This is a genomic window from Pseudomonas persica (assembly GCF_900291015.1).
Classification (GTDB): Bacteria; Pseudomonadota; Gammaproteobacteria; order Pseudomonadales; family Pseudomonadaceae; genus Aquipseudomonas.
In genome coordinates this window covers 1-17,512 of record NZ_OLKL01000027.1, presented here as the reverse complement: position 1 = coordinate 17,512, position 17,512 = coordinate 1, and the positions used below count along the sequence as shown (strand labels likewise).

14 protein-coding genes are annotated in these 17,512 nt (G+C 58.5%); 7 read left to right on the top strand and 7 right to left on the bottom strand.

Features of this window, described 5'->3' with window-relative positions:
• Positions 1 to 9 precede the first annotated feature (9 nt).
• The 7 genes from FQ664_RS13095 to FQ664_RS13055 form a co-directional block, all read right to left on the bottom strand.
• Complete coding sequence (locus tag FQ664_RS13095) at positions 10 to 678, bottom strand: haloacid dehalogenase type II (RefSeq protein ID WP_144172284.1); 669 nt, start codon at positions 676 to 678, stop codon at positions 10 to 12.
• Between the two features lie 458 nt (positions 679 to 1,136).
• Positions 1,137 to 2,063, bottom strand: a complete 927-nt coding sequence (locus FQ664_RS13090; protein ID WP_144172286.1) for a 2-hydroxyacid dehydrogenase — start codon at positions 2,061 to 2,063, stop codon at positions 1,137 to 1,139.
• Between the two features lie 8 nt (positions 2,064 to 2,071).
• Positions 2,072 to 3,829 (bottom strand): dihydroxy-acid dehydratase, encoded by a 1,758-nt coding sequence (locus FQ664_RS13085; protein WP_144172285.1) that lies wholly within the window; start codon positions 3,827 to 3,829, stop codon positions 2,072 to 2,074.
• Between the two features lie 115 nt (positions 3,830 to 3,944).
• Positions 3,945 to 4,613: a haloacid dehalogenase type II gene (locus FQ664_RS13080; RefSeq protein WP_144172284.1), complete on the bottom strand. Its 669-nt coding sequence runs from the start codon at positions 4,611 to 4,613 to the stop codon at positions 3,945 to 3,947.
• 258 nt (positions 4,614 to 4,871) lie between these two features.
• Positions 4,872 to 6,341 carry an aldehyde dehydrogenase family protein gene (locus FQ664_RS13075; protein WP_144172283.1) on the bottom strand — a complete coding sequence of 490 codons (1,470 nt, stop codon included), beginning with the start codon at positions 6,339 to 6,341 and terminating at the stop codon, positions 4,872 to 4,874.
• Between the two features lie 645 nt (positions 6,342 to 6,986).
• A complete protein-coding gene (locus tag FQ664_RS13060; RefSeq protein ID WP_144172281.1) occupies positions 6,987 to 7,958 on the bottom strand; it encodes a threonine/serine dehydratase family protein in 972 nt (323 codons plus the stop codon).
• Positions 7,959 to 7,993: 35 nt separating this feature from the next.
• The gene (locus FQ664_RS13055) at positions 7,994 to 8,983 is read right to left on the bottom strand and encodes an ornithine cyclodeaminase family protein (protein ID WP_144172280.1); all 990 of its coding nucleotides are present in this window, start codon (positions 8,981 to 8,983) and stop codon (positions 7,994 to 7,996) included.
• A 616-nt stretch (positions 8,984 to 9,599) separates the two neighbouring features.
• Here FQ664_RS13055 and FQ664_RS13050 point away from each other — a divergent pair.
• The 7 genes from FQ664_RS13050 to tatB form a co-directional block, all read left to right on the top strand.
• On the top strand, positions 9,600 to 10,925 hold the full coding sequence (locus tag FQ664_RS13050; protein ID WP_144172279.1) for an NAD(P)/FAD-dependent oxidoreductase: 1,326 nt from the start codon (positions 9,600 to 9,602) through the stop codon (positions 10,923 to 10,925).
• Between the two features lie 454 nt (positions 10,926 to 11,379).
• Positions 11,380 to 12,720, top strand: coding sequence for an OprD family porin (locus FQ664_RS13045; protein WP_144172278.1), 1,341 nt, complete (start codon positions 11,380 to 11,382; stop codon positions 12,718 to 12,720).
• 312 nt (positions 12,721 to 13,032) lie between these two features.
• A complete protein-coding gene (locus FQ664_RS13040; protein WP_144172277.1) occupies positions 13,033 to 13,890 on the top strand; it encodes a GNAT family N-acetyltransferase in 858 nt (285 codons plus the stop codon).
• Between the two features lie 46 nt (positions 13,891 to 13,936).
• Positions 13,937 to 14,650, top strand: a complete 714-nt coding sequence (locus FQ664_RS13035; protein ID WP_144172276.1) for a cupin domain-containing protein — start codon at positions 13,937 to 13,939, stop codon at positions 14,648 to 14,650.
• 532 nt (positions 14,651 to 15,182) lie between these two features.
• A complete protein-coding gene (locus FQ664_RS13030) occupies positions 15,183 to 16,643 on the top strand; it encodes an aldehyde dehydrogenase family protein (protein WP_144172275.1) in 1,461 nt (486 codons plus the stop codon).
• A gap of 216 nt (positions 16,644 to 16,859) precedes the next feature.
• Positions 16,860 to 17,141: a twin-arginine translocase TatA/TatE family subunit gene (locus tag FQ664_RS13025; RefSeq protein WP_144172274.1), complete on the top strand. Its 282-nt coding sequence runs from the start codon at positions 16,860 to 16,862 to the stop codon at positions 17,139 to 17,141.
• 3 nt (positions 17,142 to 17,144) lie between these two features.
• A partial coding sequence (gene tatB / locus FQ664_RS13020; RefSeq protein ID WP_144172273.1) for a Sec-independent protein translocase protein TatB occupies positions 17,145 to 17,512 on the top strand: 368 nt, incomplete at its 3' end.

Below are 17,512 nucleotides of genomic sequence, written 5' to 3'. Positions count from 1 at the left end.
CGTTAAAGATTAGAGGCCGACGAGCCCGGCCAGCCCACCGATATCAGTGATCTGGCGGTAGTTGTAGCAAGCGTTACCCGGCTGTTCGTGGCCACGGGCGACGAACGCTTTGTTCTTGATCTTCATGTCCTCGGCCGGCATCAGGTCGTAGCGGAAGCTGGAGGATACGTGCAGCACGTCCTCTGGACCGCAGCCAAGGTTGTCGAGCATGAATTCGAAGGCTTGCAGGCGCGGCTTGTAGGCCTGGGCCTGTTGGGCGGTGAAGACCTTGTGGAAAGGCACGCCCAGCTTGTCGACGTTGGACATGATCTGTTCGTCCATCGCGTTCGAGAAGATCACCAGCGGGATCTTGTCAGCGATTTTCGCCAGGCCGGCCGTCACGTCGGGATGCGGCCCCCAGGTCGGTACGGCGTTGTAGTAGAGCTGTCCTTCGCCGCGGTATTCGATACCCCAGCGCTTGCACAGGCGCGACATGGCGGTATCAAGAATTTCATCATAAGGCCGCCAGTCACCCATCACCTGGTCCAGGCGATAAGCAGTGAAATCCTTGACGAACTGGTCCATCTGCTCGGGGCTGACGCGATCGGCGAACAGCTCGCGGGTCAGCGGGCCCATCTGGAAGTTGGTCAGGGTGCCGTAGCAGTCGAAGGTGATGTACTTGGGGCGCATGAGGCTCATAGGGACAGTCCTGAAGGTTAGTAGATAAAAGCGACGAAACGTCGCAGCACCACAACTTCATTACAGCACCATGAAACAAGCATATGGCGTTAAAAGCGCGAGTCACTCAACATAAATCACTGTTTTAATCCCCCCCCCCAGCAGACTTTGCGGGACGCTCCAAACCAGGGCGTTTGCAGGCTCCATGCATCCTCACGGAACGCAGGAAGCCTCTATCAAAGTCCGTTTCAGACGATTCTTCCGCAGAAAATGCGCCAGTTATAAACGGCAAACGGGCGTCCAAAGGAAACGCCCGTTTTAATGATGACTCTATTTGGCTCGCCGTCTACCGCAATCTCCACGCTGATCTTTATCCATGTCTCGATCCACCCAACTCCATCCCTGTCCAGGTTTACAAGGGTGAACCTTCTCCAACTCTGGAAAAGGCTCGCTCAGCGCTGTTGCAAGGGCCGCTCGCTTTAATAGCCGCGTGAGCGGTCGATGACGTCCTTGAGCGGCTCACCCCGTTGATGTCGACGAACGTTCTCCAGCAGGATCGGCGCGGCCGATTCGGGCTGAGTCATGCTCGCCACATGGGGTGTCAGAAATACTCGAGGATGAGCCCAGAAAGGATGTTCTGCAGGCAAAGGCTCAGGCTCAGTCACGTCAAGAATAGCGCGCGATAGCTGCCCCGCATCCAATGCCTCGAGCAGGTCCGCATCGACCAGGTGCGGACCGCGCCCAACATTGATCAGCGCTGCACCAACAGGTAGCAATGAAAACAGTTCGCGATTGAGAATGCCCTTGGTGGCTGGTGTGAGCGGCAACAGGCAGATCAGCACATCGCACCCGGCAAGAAAGGGTTGCAACTGATCTGGGCCGGCGAAACTCTCCACGCCATCCATTACTCGCAACGAACGGTTCCAGCCACGCAGGTCGAAGCCGTAACTCGCCAACCGCTCCAGCACAGCCCGTCCCAACGCGCCCATGCCCATCACACCAATTGTGCGGCTGGAGGCAGGCGGTACCTCCAGCGGATTCCAGACACGTGCAGCCTTCGCTGCCTGGTAATCGAAGAAGTCGCGATGCAGCGCCAACACTCCCAGGCTGACATACTCGACCATACCATCGATAATCCCTGGCTCGACCATCCTGACAATGGGCACATGCTCGGGCAACGCGGAAAAATCGACATGGTCTACACCGGCTCCCGAAGAGAAAAACACCTTCAGCCGAGGCAGTTTGGCAATAAACTCCGCTGGTGCCTGCCAAGCAATAAGGTATTCGACGTCGTCAAGGTCGCCAGCATCGGGCCAGACGCGAAAATCGAGGTCAGGTGCGAACTTGCGAAAATAGTGCGCCCAAGCTGCAGCACGAGGCGCATCAGATCGATAGAGAATGCTCATAGCTAGTTCTACCAGCCTCCTACCCAGCCATCGAAGAGCCCTTCAGGAAGTGTTTGCTCGTTCGCGCCACGGAGAAAATCGAAATCGCACCCCTGATGAGCCTGTTCGATGTGTTGGTTGTACAGACTGCGATAGCCACGCACATGCCGAGACAGGGGCGGTTGCCATGCCTGGCGTCGACGTTCGAGCTCTTCCGGCTCGACACAGAGCTCCAATCGCCGCTCAGCGACGTCCAGTTCAATGATGTCGCCGTCTTGCACCAGCGCCAGCGGACCGCCGATCGCAGCCTCGGGAGAGACATGCAGTACGGCTGCACCATAGGCGGTCCCACTCATCCGTGCATCCGAGATACGCAACATGTCGCGCACACCGCGTTCCATCAGATGGCGCGGCAGAGGTAGCATGCCCCACTCCGGCATCGCCGCGCCCACGGGCCCGGCATTACGAAGAATGAGCACGCTGTTCTCGTCGATGCCGAGTTCAGGGTTATCGATCTGGTCGGCAATGGCCTGCACATCTTCGAACACGACCGCAGGGCCTCGATGCTTGAACAGCTTAGGGTCTGCCGCGCAGGTTTTCATTACTGCACCATCTGGCGCCAGATTGCCTCTAACCACTACCATCGTCTCGCCAGGCTTGACCGGATTGTCTAGCGGACGGATCACATCGCTATCGAAGACCTCCGCCGCCTCGAGAATCTCGCCGACCGTACGGCCGTCGACAGTTCGCGCATCCAGGTGCATTAACGGTTCGAGTCTCTTGAGCAGAGCCGGTACGCCACCGGCGGCCATGAGTCGCTCTGTCAGGTGCTCGCCGGCAGGTTGGACGTTGGCAATCAGAGGTACGCGTCTGGCTATCTCGTCGAAACGCTCCAACGTCAGCGGTACGCCGATGCGGCCGGCGAGCGCCAAAAGGTGAATGATAACGTTGGTCGACCCGCCCACTGCGCACAGCAGGGTTATCGCATTGTCAAAGGCACGCGCATCGAGAATCTCATTCGGACGGGGGCTTCCTTCGGCGGCCATTCGGACGCTACGGCGTCCAACCTCGCGGGCGATCTGATGACGACGTCGGTCGACCGCCGGGACCAAGCTACTGCCGGGCAACGACACACCCAGGGCCTCGCAAATGACCGCCATCGAAGAAGCGGTACCCATTTCTGCGCAGTGGCCGGCTGTCCCCATCACGTTTCGTTCGAATGCTGCGAAATCGCCTTCGGAAAGTTCCCCTGCGCGCAGTTGATCAACTAGACGCCAGACGCCGGTGGCGTTTGCCAAATTGCCGCCAGTCGCCGAGCGAGGAGTCGCGGGGCCGCTGGCAAGGAATATGAACGGCACGCCTGCACTGGCGGCCCCCATCAGTAGCGCCGGCTGCGTCTTGTCACACCCACCAAGGAGCACTACTGCATCGAAGGGATAGCCGCGAATGGTCTCCTCGGCCTCCATAGCTAGCAGGTTTCGAAACGGGAAGGAGGTTGGTTTGATGATGTTCTCGCTGATCGACATCAACGGCACCTCCAACGGGATACCACCTGCCTCGTGAATCCCTACTTTCACCTCTTCGGCAAGCGCGCGCAGATTGAGATTGCACGGGTTGATATCGGACCAGGTGTTGAGAATGCCTACGACCGGGCGCTCCATCAGATCTTCGCGGCTCCAGCCAGCGGTCGACAAGGTCGAACGGTGCACGAAGCCAGGCAAGTCATCCTTGCGAAACCAGCGCGCGCTGCGTAGCGGCCTACCATCCTTTATTTCGTTATCACTCATGGGATCACCTTGTGGACGTATGTTCGGAAAATTCGTCAAGGCAGAGTTGCCACATGCCGGGGGATAGCGGACGGCGTCGCACCGCCTCTAGCGGAAGCGGTGCGACGCCGGCGGATTAAAGGCCGACGAGCCCGGCCAGCCCACCGATATCAGTAATCTGGCGGTAGTTGTAGCAAGCGTTACCCGGCTGTTCGTGGCCACGGGCGACGAACGCTTTGTTCTTGATCTTCATGTCCTCGGCCGGCATCAGGTCGTAGCGGAAGCTGGAGGATACGTGCAGCACGTCCTCTGGACCGCAGCCAAGGTTGTCGAGCATGAATTCGAAGGCTTGCAGGCGCGGCTTGTAGGCCTGGGCCTGTTGGGCGGTGAAGACCTTGTGGAAAGGCACGCCCAGCTTGTCGACGTTGGACATGATCTGTTCGTCCATCGCGTTCGAGAAGATCACCAGCGGGATCTTGTCAGCGATTTTCGCCAGGCCGGCCGTCACGTCGGGATGCGGCCCCCAGGTCGGTACGGCGTTGTAGTAGAGCTGTCCTTCGCCGCGGTATTCGATACCCCAGCGCTTGCACAGGCGCGACATGGCGGTATCAAGAATTTCATCATAAGGCCGCCAGTCACCCATCACCTGGTCCAGGCGATAAGCGGTGAAATCCTTGACGAACTGGTCCATCTGCTCGGGGCTGACGCGATCGGCGAACAGCTCGCGGGTCAGCGGGCCCATCTGGAAGTTGGTCAGGGTGCCGTAGCAGTCGAAGGTGATGTACTTGGGGCGCATGAGGCTCATAGGGACAGTCCTGAAGGTTAGTAGATAAAGGCGACGAAACGTCGCAGCACCACAAGGTCATTACAGCACCGAGCACTCAGCAGATGAGGCTAAAAGCTCAATCCGCTCGATACTAAAAGACAATCATTCAGGGCAATCTCAGCAGACTCTGCGGAGTGGCATCACATTACAAAATTGCGCCCGGCACGCATTTTTCGCAGGCTTGCACAAATATCAAGGGCGCCTATCGGGGCGCCCTTGATACTCAACGCAGCAGAATCAACCAATGTCGATAAGCACACTTTTGTGTCGCTGATTGGCTTCGAACGCCTCGCTGCCCAAATCCTTGCCGATGCCCGAACGCTTGTAGCCCCCGGTCGGCAGGACATGATCGTCGCTGCGCCCGTATCGGTTGACCCACACAGTGCCGACCTCAAGACTGCGGACCAGGCGTAAAGCACGATTGAGGTCGGATGTGTGCACTCCGGCTGCCAAGCCATAGGTGGGGTGTTCGGCCAGCTGTAGCGCCTGCTGCTCGAATTCGAACGACTGGATGGTCAGCACCGGACCGAACACCTCTTCGAGCACCGCCGGGTTGTGGCCGTCGGCAATGCTCAACAGGGTGGGCTGGTAATAAGCGCCGCCGAGGCCATCGATTGACCCGCCCCCCTCGAGCACTTCGGCGCCGGCCTGGCACGAACGCTGAACGATCTCATCGATGCGTTCGGCCTGCTGACGCGAGATGATCGGCGACAGGCTCGTATGTGCCGACCAGGTATGGCCGGGGCGCAGCTCTCGGAAATACTCCTGCAGGTACTCCACGAAAGGCTCGAGGATCGAGCGCTCGATAATCAGCCGAGAACCGGAGACGCAGACCTGCCCTGCGTTTCCGGTAATTCCTTTGGCCACGCTGAAGGCAGTCTTACGAAGATCCGAAACATCGGCGAACACCAGTTGCGGACTCTTGCCGCCAAGCTCAAGGGTAACTGGTTTTGGCCCGAATCTGGCGCAGGTCGACATGATGCTTGATCCAGTGGTGGTGGAACCCGTGAACGTCACTTTGCTGATTCGAGGGTGTCGGCACAACGCATCTCCAGTGAGCAGGCCGTCACCCTGGACCACATTGAAGATTCCCGGCGGGAGGCCCGCCTGCACTGCCAGCTCAGCGTAGCGGAGGACAGAAAATGGTGTCAGTTCAGACGGTTTGAGGACAACGGCGTTGCCGGCTGCCAGGGCGGGAGCGACCTTCCAGTTGGCCATGCTTAGCGGGAAGTTCCACGGGGCGATTGCACCGATCACCCCATAAGGTTCGGCGATCTGCATACCGAGGCGGTCGCGCTGGGTGGCCGCCAACTGGCCACCGTGCTTGTCCGCGAGCTCGGCAAAGAAGCGCAGCACTTCGGCTACGTAGGGAATATCCCAACCCAGTACATCCTTATGTGGACGGGTCGAGCCGACCGCCTCCAACGGTGCCAGCGTCGCCGCATCGGCTTCGATCAGATCGGCCCAGCGGCGCAGCACACGGCAGCGCTCGCGCGGCGGGCGGCTCGACCAGTCGCTGCGGCAGAAGGCCTGCCAGGCGTTCTCCACTGCCTCATCAACCAGTGCTACATCGGCGACCGGCAGCGGTGCGTAGTACTGGCCATCGGAGGGGCGCGCCACATCCAGCCGCGGAAGGCCGTCGCGGTATTTGCCACCGATGAAGTGAGCACTACGAACCTTGACGATGCTAGGATCGAAGCTGTTCATAAAGGACTCCAGAATGAAGAGTTGGCACCGGCTCGGTGCGTATGTGACCAGACCTCCATCCTAGGAAACTTTGCCCGATAGATGCTGCCGACCTTTCCCTTCATTTGAGCAGTAGCTGCGGCTTGTCGAGGCGCTATTTATGGAATCTGCCGAAACCCTCTTCGGGCCTGGCAGCAGCTGCGTCTAGACACCTTAGCTGCGCCATTACTGAAGGTCCATCCATGGTGGACGACAAGCTCGAACCTGCATCCAAATCGCTGCAAGAACCGCCGACATTGCACCCGATCAGCCCCGACTTGGCTTTCCGTTTGCGATGGAGCTCAGCGGATATCCACGCTGATCGAGCGGTTGTCGCAGTACGATCCGACTGGCAAATTTCTCGATGCTAATACCCTCCTCTAGCAACCGATTGTTCGCGTTGTGCGGTCCCCGACAAGCTCCACACCGACGAACATTCCCGCGCCGCGTACGTCGCCTAGCCGTCGCAGGCAGGCGTGTGACTGCGGTCGGCCATGAATCCGAGATCCGACGCAGTCATCAGGTCGTAACGGAAGCACGACGAGACGTGCATCATCTGTTCCGGCCCACAGCCAAGCTGATCGAACATGCCGCGCACTCTGCCCGCATCTTTAGCGTACCAACCGCTTAGTCGGCAGTGCCATATACCTCGGCCAGATCCCGCAGGTCCCAGTTGCCGCCGCTCAACACTACGCAGACCTTCTCATCCGGCCGCACCTTGACCACGCCCGCCAATAGGGCGCCGATGCCGATCGCAGCGGCGGGTTCGGCAATCAGCTTCGCGTCCTTGGCCAGGGCGCGCATGCCTTCGATGATGTGCTCGTCCTCGACCAGGACGATCTCGTCGACGTAGCGCTCGATGATCGGGAAGGGATTCCGACCCGGCACGCTTAAGCGCAAGCCGTCGGCAATGGTGTTCAGCAAGGGCAGCGAGGTGCGCTCTTTGTTCAACCGGCTGTGATAGTACTTGGGGGTCAAGGCAGGTTCGGCCCCGACCACCCGAACCGAAGGCTTGGTTTCCTTGATGGCGGTGGCAATGCCCGAGATCAAACCGCCGCCGCCCATGGGTACGATGACGGTATCCACGTCCGCCAGGTCTTCGAGGATCTCGCAGCCAATGGTGCCCTGGCCCGCCATGACCAGCGGGTCTTCGAAGGCATGGACAGGCACATAGCCGTTCTCCTCGGCGATTTCGTAGACCCTTTTCCAGCGGGCAGCGTTGTCGCCGTCAAAGAGGATCACTTCCGCACCGAGGGCTTCGGTATTGGCGATCTTGATCTTCGGGGTCGTCACCGGCAGCACCAGGATGGCTTTCACCCCTAGCATGCGCGCGGCGTAGGCAAGCCCCTGGGCGTGATTGCCGGAAGAGGTGGCAATGATGCCGTTGGCGATCTCTTCCCTGGGCAGCGAGAGCGTCTTGTTGAGCGCGCCGCGAATCTTGAACGCTCCGGTGATTTGCAGAGTTTCAGGCTTCAGATAGAGCTGGCATCCGGCGGCCTTCTCTATCTTCTCCGCGCGCAGCAGCGGCGTATGTCTGATATGGGGTTTCAGGCGCTCCTGGGCTTCTCGAATGTCCTGAATGGTTGGATGGTCGCGCATATGATGTACTCTCCCCTATTGCCAAAAATCACGTTTCAAAGGAAAACGAAGAAGGTTCCGGCGTTGCTTTCCAGCGCATTGCGATAGATTTTTTCGGCCGTGGTGTTGTCCTGGATGGCCATGCCGGTGGAGTCGAAGATGGTGATTTCCTCATCGTTCTCCCTACCCGGCTTGGTGCCCAGCAGAATCTCGCCGAGTTCACCGTGGATATCGTTCAGGCCGATGATCTTCGCGGTCAGCGGATGCCAGACCTCCCCTTTTTCGATGCACTGCGAGGTCGAGTCAGTGACGATCTTGGCGTTGCGGAATATCTCGGGCTCGAACTCCTGCTTGCCTTTCATATCCGTGCCGATGGCGATGATATGAGTGCCGGGCTTCACCCAGCTGGCTTCCACCAGCGAGCCCTTGCCACGGGTGGTGGTGATGAGGATGTCGGCCTGCTCGACCGCCGCCTTCTTTGAGTCGGCCAGGATCACCGGAATACCGAACTCCTCTTCGATGTCCACCTTGAAGTGCTCGCGCGTCTCCAGGCTTCTGCTCCAGGCATGGATCTCTCCGATCTGCATCACCAGACTAATGGCGCGAATCTGCATCCGCGCCTGGTTGCCAGTACCGATGCAGGTGATTTTCCGGGCGCTCTTTCTCGCCAGCGCCTTGACCGAGACGGCGCCCGAGGCGCCGGTCCTGAGGCCGGTAAGGAGGCTGCCATCCATCACGCAGATCAGCGCGCAGCTCCTGGCATCGAACAGCAGCACGCTGCCCATCCCATTGGGCACGCCATACGCGGTCGGGTTGTCGAGAAAGCCGCCGGAAGAGGCCTTCATCGAGATGATTTCATTGGTCTTGCAATAACCGACCTTGAAGTCGATCTCACCGCGCGGCTCAGGCAGATGTATGCCTATGTAATCGGGCTGTACCACCTGCCCGGCGCTGAAGGCCTTGTAGGCCTCCTCCACTGACCCGATAACCTCCTCCATGGATATCAATCTGCCGACTTCCGCTTTGTTAAGCAGCAGGGTTTTCATCTAGCGGACCTCACTGTTCTTTGATTAGGCGACCGTAATTGACCGGGCGTGTGCACGCGTCATCGATGTCGTGCTGCTCGCCCTGTTCGGCGCACGTAGTGCGACAATGCAATGCCGGCTTTCTGTAAGTATGCCGGTGAGCACTCGGCAGAAAGTTTCGAATGCAGGGCGAATACGCTATTCCCGCATCCTTTCCTCGCTATCGACAAAAGCTAACGCTTCGCTACTGCGCCCCACCTCGCGCCACGCCATGGCCTCTGTGGGATGGCGGGAAAGAGGTGCAGAGGCTTAAGAACGCGCTGTGTCGTACGCTGCAGCAGAAACTTCCAGCCCCCCCCTGGAAAACGCCCGATTCTGCGATCGCACACTGCCAATACAACAGCCCCTTTGGGGTGCGATGCCTAAAATAGGATCAGCGCAACGGTATGGCCGACTGCCGAACCCTGTCTGCCGTGCCGAATCGAGCGACGAGGCAGCAGATCCGAATCTCAGTTCTGATTATCCGACTGATTCGCGCCGATCCGCTCATCGGCGAGCGCCGACACAGCCTTGTCGCTCGCCAGCTTTGTTCGATGCAAAGCCCTAACAACAACAGGTTTCTGGCCAGGAGAACATAATGCCGGCTCCCTTGATCACCATGCAGTCCTGTCCGGAGCTGCCGAATAGCGCCGATGTCGTCGTTATTGGTGGCGGCATCATCGGTGTATGCGCCGCCTATTTCATGGCCCGTCACGGCATGAGCGTAGCCTTGCTGGAGAAAGGCCGGATCGGCGCCGAGCAGTCAAGCCGCAACTGGGGCTGGTGCCGCCAGCAGAACCGCGACGCGCGCGAACTGCCGCTATCGACCCAGAGCCTCAAGCTCTGGGAGGAAATCAGCGCCGACCTGGGCGAAGACCTTGGTTTTCGCCGTTGCGGGCTGTTCTATCTGTCGGATAACCAGGCCGAGCTCGATGGCTGGGCCAAATGGCGTGACTTCGCCATCACCCAGGGGGTCACCACCCATATGCTAAGCAGTGCCGAAGCCACCCAACGTGGCGCGGCGACCGGCAAGCCCTGGCTGGGCGGGGTGTTCTCACCATCCGATGGCATCGCCGATCCGTCGCGCGCTGCACCGCTGATCGCCAAGGGCATCATCAAGCATGGCGGAACGATCCATCAGTTTTGCGCCGCCCGCGGTGTTGAGACCGAGGCCGGCCGCGTATCGGGGGTTATCACAGAAAAAGGCGTGATCAAGACCCGCCAGGTGGTGATGGCCGGCGGTGCCTGGGCTTCCTCTTTCTGTGCGCAGCTGGGCATTCGCTTTCCGCAGGTCTCGGTGCGCTCATCCATCCTCTCGGTAATGCCGGGTGTAAAGGGCATTCCCGATGCGCTGCATACCAGTGAGGTGACCGTCACTCGGCGTGGCGACGGCGGCTACACCCTGGCTATTTCCGGACGTGCTTGTGTGGATCCGACGCCACAGCAACTACGCTTCTCCCCGTATTTTCTGCCAATGTTCGCAAAACGCTGGCAGATGCTCTCACCGGGTGACCTGCAGGGTTGGCAATACGGCCACGAAACGCGCAGCAAGTGGGCACTCGACCGCCCCACACCGATGGAGCGAGTGCGCATTCTCGATCCGCGCCCATCGGAATCGATACTGCGCGATACCTTGGCCCGCGCGCGTCGACTACTGCCAGCCCTGGGCAGCGTTCCGGTTCAGGCCGGCTGGGCCGGGTATATCGACAGTACCCCCGATGGCGTACCCGTCATCGATGAAGCGCAAAACCTGCCTGGCTTCATTCTGGCCGCAGGCTTTTCGGGTCATGGCTTCGGCATCGGCCCCGGTGCGGGGCGCCTGATTGCTGAACTGGCGACAGGTACAACGCCCTTTGTGGACCACACGCAATACACACTTGCCCGTCTGAACAAAGGGGTCTGGGGGAAGGTTTCCGAGTTCTGATCTTGTTTCTTCGTTATTTGGCGGGAGCTTTGCTCCCGCTTTTTTTGTCCGTTGTAAGCCCTCCTTCGGGAAGCCGCCACCTCCCCCCTTGCAGGCTTTTCCTCGCACTCGATTCGACAACGCTTGGGCAACCCTGAATTGTTTCCCGAAAACCTGGAAGACTCTTCCATGGCTCGCCAGCCACGCGTTCATCCCGAAAAAGTAGCCGAAATTTGCTGCCGGCATTGCCCTCGATTTGAGCCATAGATGCGGTCAACTGGGCGATCTTTTATGCAATCTACCGAATTGCGTTCGGCCTCTTGTCAGGCCTCGAAGCAGCTGCGATACAGCCGCTACCAGTGCAATAGAACGGACTCCCCCTCACTCAGTTGCCCTGGAGCAGTTCACTGGTCTGCCAAAAACGTTGTCCGCCGTAGGGGCAACGGACACTAATAAAAATTCGATGGAGTAACCCATGAACGTTGTGAAACATAGCTGTCTTGCCCTGGCAGTCACCGCCACGGCCTCGCAACTGGCTATCGCCAGCCAGCAAGAGGAAGCCAAGGGTTTTATCGAGGACAGCAGCTTGAACCTGCTCAACCGTAACTTCTACATGAACCGCGACTTGCGCAACGGCGGCAGCAACAGCCAGGGCAGTAACGGCGCCAAGCCGGCCAGCGAACGCAATGGGTACCGCGAAGAGTGGGCACAGGGCGCCATGTTGAACTTCGCTTCAGGTTTCACTCAAGGCACCATCGGCTTCGGCATTGATGCCTTCGCTTACGGCGGGGTCAAATTGGACAGCGGTCGGGGCCGGGTCGGTAATGGTCTACTGCCCATCAGCAACAATAGAACCTCCGATGCTAATGTGCCGGACTCATACGGTGAGATCGGCGGGGCAGTGAAAGTGCGGGTTTCCTCCACTGTGCTTAAGTTCGGCGAACAGCGCCCCACCGCACCTGTATTTGCTATGGGTGACAACCGCTTGTTGCCAGAAGTGGCCACCGGTTTCCAAGTGTCGAGCAAAGAGTTCGATGATCTTTTTCTCGAAGCTGGCCACTTCACTGCGTACAACGGGAGAAACTCCACTAACTCCAATGATAAGCTGATCACCACCTACGCAGGTGTCGAGGCGGACAGCGTCGACTTCCTTGGTGGCTCCTATATGGTCAGCGAAAACCTCCGACTGATGGCCTATACCAGCCGAGCCGAAGAGGTCTGGCGCCAGTATTTCGGCAGCGCCTCCTACACCCTTCCTTTGGCAGACAAGCAATCATTGAACTTCGGTTTGACCGCCTACAAGACCAGCGACGAGGGCGAGGCACGCGCCGGCAAGATCGACACCACCAGTTGGTCGGCCAAGGCAGCCTACACCATCGGGCCGCACAAGCTCACACTTGCCTATCAAAAGATTGATGGCGACGAGACCTTCGACTACATCGGCGTGGATTCGATCTGGTTGGCGAACTCGATTCAGTATTCGGATTTCAATAGCCCCAATGAGCGGTCCATGCAGGTCCGCTACGACATCGACATGGCCAGCTTCGGGGTACCTGGCCTCACCCTGATGACCCGCTACGTAAAAGGTGACCAGATCGACTTCACCAAGGCCGACCCCTCGGGCGCATACTTCCGCGCCGGTGCGGACGACGAGAAGCACTGGGAACGCGATATCGAGGCCAAGTACGTGGTCCAATCAGGTTCGGCCAAGGATCTGTCCTTGCGTCTGCGCCAGGCCACCCACCGCTCCAGCTCATATGAAAGCGACGTTGACGAAGTGCGTCTGATCATCGAGTACCCGCTGAGCATTCTGTGAAGGTAGTCTGCGCTCAGTTCTTCTGAAGACTTCATGCACCCTCCCCTGGTTTTAGGCGCCCATCCGGGCGCCTTTTTTCGTTCTATCTAATCTTGCAAAAGAGCTCTTCGTTGCCACTCACAAGAACAAACCTCCAAGTATTTATTGCTGCCAGGGAGCTTCATTCAAGTCAAAAATTGGGCCGTTGCAACTGTCACTTGGAGAATCTGCCGAATTGACTGCTGCCCCTTGTCAGGCCTTTGCGCAAGTGGGATACAAACCTCAACGTCGATGAATTTTTTTGCACCGATCAGCCATTCACGGAGACCTGCCATGTCCGTCTCGCAAAAACCCTCTTATCGCTTTCGCCCCTTTACCCCAGCCGATGTAACGGCGGCCCACGCATTGTCGGTCCAGTTGAAATGGCCTCACCGCCTGGAGGATTGGGCGATGTTGCAGCGCGTCGCCGAGGGCTTCGTCGCCGAAGACGGCGAACGTCTGATCGGTACCGCGTTCACCTGCCCACAGGGAGCCTACGCCACCATTGGCCTGGTTATTGTCAGTGACGATTACCAGGGGCAAGGCATTGGTCGCAAACTGATGGACCTGGCACTCGAGGCTGCCAAGCCACGCACGGCCATCCTCAACGCCACACTGGCCGGGGTCCCGCTCTATAGCAGCCAGGGGTTTGTCGAATTCGGTCAGCTCCAACAGCATCAGGGCCTGGCACAACCCGCCAACCTGCCTGCCCTGCCAGCCAATGAACGGTGCCGGCCATTGACCGTAGCCGACCGGCCCCGTCAACTCCAACTGGCCAACGCCGGCAGCGGTCTGGATCGTGCGAGCGTGCTCAACGACCTGTTCGATGTCATCGAGCACGCAGTCGGCATAGAGCGTGATGGTCAACTGTGCGCCTTCGCCATCCAACGCGCCTTCGGCCGCGGCCACTGCATCGGCCCGATCATCGCGCAGAACCCTCGACAAGCCCAACACCTGATAGCCGCGTTGGTGGCGCAGGTACCCGATGAATTCGTTCGCGTTGATATTCCGGCAGACTGCGGCCTGTCCGATTGGCTCGAAACTGCGGGCCTGAAACAGGTCGACAACGTCGCGCAGATGGCCCGTGGAACCCCACCTCAGGCTGTCGGTGGCTTTAAGCAGTTCGCGCTGGTTAGCCAGGCCATCGGCTGACCCACCCACACCTCTAGCCTTGACCACCCCTACCTGGAGAACCTTGATGTCACAACCCACCACCGTACTGTTGGCACGCGCCGACGGCAATCCTGTTTCAACCACGTTCACCGCTGGCCCCCTGGGCGCGGGAGACCCTTTCAGTGCGCAGCGAAAAACGGCCTATACGAATGCCGGAGAAATCGCTGCGGGCCTGGTCGAGGCCAGCGGACAATTCAGCATTGACGAGTACCCTTATGTCGAAATGATCGTGGTCCATTCTGGACGGGTCATCCTGCAGAGCCTGGGCACTAAGCTGGAACTCGGCCCAGGTGCCAGTGCCGTTATTGGCCGCGGTTCGCCACTTCACGTGCAAGCGCAGGCGAACTCCTGTTGGGCATTCTGTGCTGATCTCCAGGATGTCGGCGAGCACCGCCCGGGACTCACCGGACTCGACCCGCTCGCGGCACTCTCGCCCTCCCGGGGCCTGGACGCCGAGATTCTACTCAGCCCTGCGCCGCAATGCCGGTCGAACAATATGTTCATCGAAGAATCGGCCAATCTGAATATTGGTGTCTGGGACTCAACGCCCTACACCCGTCGGGAGCGCCCGCACAAAGTGCATGAGCTGATGCACTTGATCGAAGGCAGTGTCACCCTGCAAGCAGCCGACGGGTGCGAGCTGGCGATCAACACCGGCGATACGGTTTTCGTGCCAAAAGGCGTGCCATGTGCCTGGAAGAGCACTGTCTACGTTCGCAAATTCTACGTCGTTAAGTAAACGCAGACAGCATTGGGTGCCCAAGAACGCGATAAAACCGGTGCACCCTTTGCATTTGGCTATTGGCTCAAACGAGCTTGATGAATAGCGCTTCGCCAGGGATGTCTGCGTTCGCATCGTTCCTACGCCAGGACTCTTACCTCGTCAGCACAGGCACTGCCGATTACTCCAATTTGATTGTACTGCCAATGGTAATTGCAGCATTTACGCATAGATATCATGAACGGTTCGGGCTGGCCGTCTGCTTGGAAAATTCAGATTTACAGCACACCGAAACAGCATTGACACAAAGCTAGCTGTGCAGAAACAGCAGATTATCCTCCACAACCTTAAAGAACAGAAAATTTTCGTTGGATAGCTTTGGTATTTTATTGAAGAAGACAGTATCTCCGTGCGCAGCACGGCGGTACCCTGATGAAGTACACCTCCCAGGCCAGGTTCGGATATTTGCTCCAGCGACATACAAGTGTCGCAAGGCAGGCAACCCTATGCTGCTCGCAGTGCCTATTACTATTCTAATGGAGCTAGTTAGATGACAATACAACCTTCGAACACCTACAGCGTTAATCCTGAAACGTTTCACATGTTTTACATTAATGGTAATTGGTCATCCCCTGCAGTTCCCGCAAGTGTGCCGGTGGTGAATCCGGCAAACGAAACCGTTGCCGCGCAGGTCGCGAGCGGATCAGCCAAGGATGTCGATCGAGCCGTAGCTGCAGCGCGTGCAGCTTTTCCGGGTTGGTCTGCGACATCGGCAGAATCGCGCGCACTTGTCATAGGAAAAATTTATGATCTAATCCTTGAAAGAAAAGAAGCTCTTGCACAGGCCATTTCTCTCGAAATGGGATCAGCCATCAGTTCCGCAAGGGCCATGCAAGTTCCATTGGCGGCCGAACACGTTCGGGTCGCACGGGATCTGCTCTCTACCTATCGTTTCCAAACGGTTGAAGGCGGCACAGCGATCGAACGCGAACCCATAGGCGTCTGCGGCCTCATCACTCCGTGGAATTGGCCGCTTTATCAGATCACCGCCAAAGTCGCGCCCGCTATTGCGGCCGGATGCACAGTGGTTTTGAAACCAAGCGCACTGTCACCTCTGAGCGCGCTTCTTTTCGCACAACTGGTGCACGACGCAGGCCTTCCAGCAGGCGTGTTCAACCTAGTTAATGGTAGTGGCTCCGAAGTCGGCACAGCCATGGCGGCGCACCCCGATATCGATATGATTTCAATTACCGGTTCAAATCGCGCGGGCGCTCTGGTCGCACAGGCTGCCGCTCCTACGGTGAAGCGCGTCACTCAAGAGTTAGGAGGCAAGTCACCGAATCTGCTGCTTCCCGATGCAGACTTTGCCAAAGCCGTTCCGCTGGGAGTGATGTCTGCGTTTCGCAATGTCGGACAATCGTGCAGCGCCCCGACAAGAATGATCGTTCCGAAGGACCGGCTAGCGGAAGTTGAATCGCTGGCTGCTGCAACCGCCAATGCGATCATCGTTGGTGATCCGCAGTCGGAAGATACGGTACTCGGTCCTATTGCCAATGAGGCCCAGTTCAACCGCGTGCAGTCGATGATCGAGGCTGGCCTGAATGAAGGCGCAAAACTCGTTTGTGGTGGACCAGGACGTGTGCTGGGTTATAAAAAGGGCTTCTACACCCGTCCGACTGTGTTCTCGGAGGTCCACTCCGCCATGCGGATCGCTCAAGAGGAAATTTTTGGCCCGGTGCTGTGTATCATTCCGTATGAAACGATCGATGAAGCGGTCGCTATCGCTAACGACACGATATATGGGCTTGGAGCGCATGTTCAGGCGCAGGACCTTGATCTTGCACGAGCCATTGCATCTCGTATCCGCGCGGGACAAGTGCATCTGAATTACCCCGCTTGGAATCCAATGGCTCCGTTCGGGGGGTACAAGCAATCTGGTAATGGTCGTGAGTACGGTGTCTACGGCTTTGAAGAGTACCTGGAAACCAAAGCAATTATTGGATTTGGCTGATTATTTCCGCGACGATTGGCTGGACCGAGAGTCAACGTAAACAGTACGCCTTAAGCCACCAGCCTGCACGATGGCACTGTGTTGCTGGCCGCCAATGATGCACGCCATGGAGGCCAAACACAAAAGCTGCACGATATGTGAGCGTTTTTTTGTCAAGAAAGTCCGCGTAGCTAGCCTGGGCCATAAACAACTCACGTTATTCGGGAGTAATGAAAAATGGGTATTTTTGACTGGAAACACTGGATCGTCCTGCTGGTCGTCGTGGTCCTGGTGTTCGGCACCAAGAAACTGAAGAACTTCGGTGGTGACTTGGGCGAATCGATCAAGGGCTTTCGCAAAGCCATGAGCGAAGAAGAAAGCAAGCCGGCCGAGCAGCCCCCATTGTCCGCTCAGCCGGTGTCGCCAATGCAAGCCACACAACAGCCAACCACTGCGACACATCAGGGTCACATCATCGAAGGCCAGGCACAGCCAGCTCAAGAGCCGCGGAAAGACTGACCCATGTTCGGCATCAGTTTCAGCGAGCTTCTGCTCGTCGGTCTGCTCGCCCTGCTGGTGCTCGGCCCCGAGCGCCTGCCCGGTGTCGCGCGCACGGCAGGCCTGTGGATCGGCCGGCTCAAGCGCAGTTTCAACAGCATCAAGATGGAAGTGGAGCGCGAGATCGGCGCCGACGAAATCCGCCGCCAGCTGCACAACGAGCACATCCTGCAGATGGAAGAGCAAGCCAAGCGCACCCTCAACCCGATGACGCCACCGGCGCAGCCGCCTGTCACCACTGCCACCGTGCAGCCGCCCGCCGGGCTCGAAGCCAGGCCGGTCGAGACCGCTGCCGCCCCGGCCACGCCTTCTGAACCGCCTCAACCGCCGCG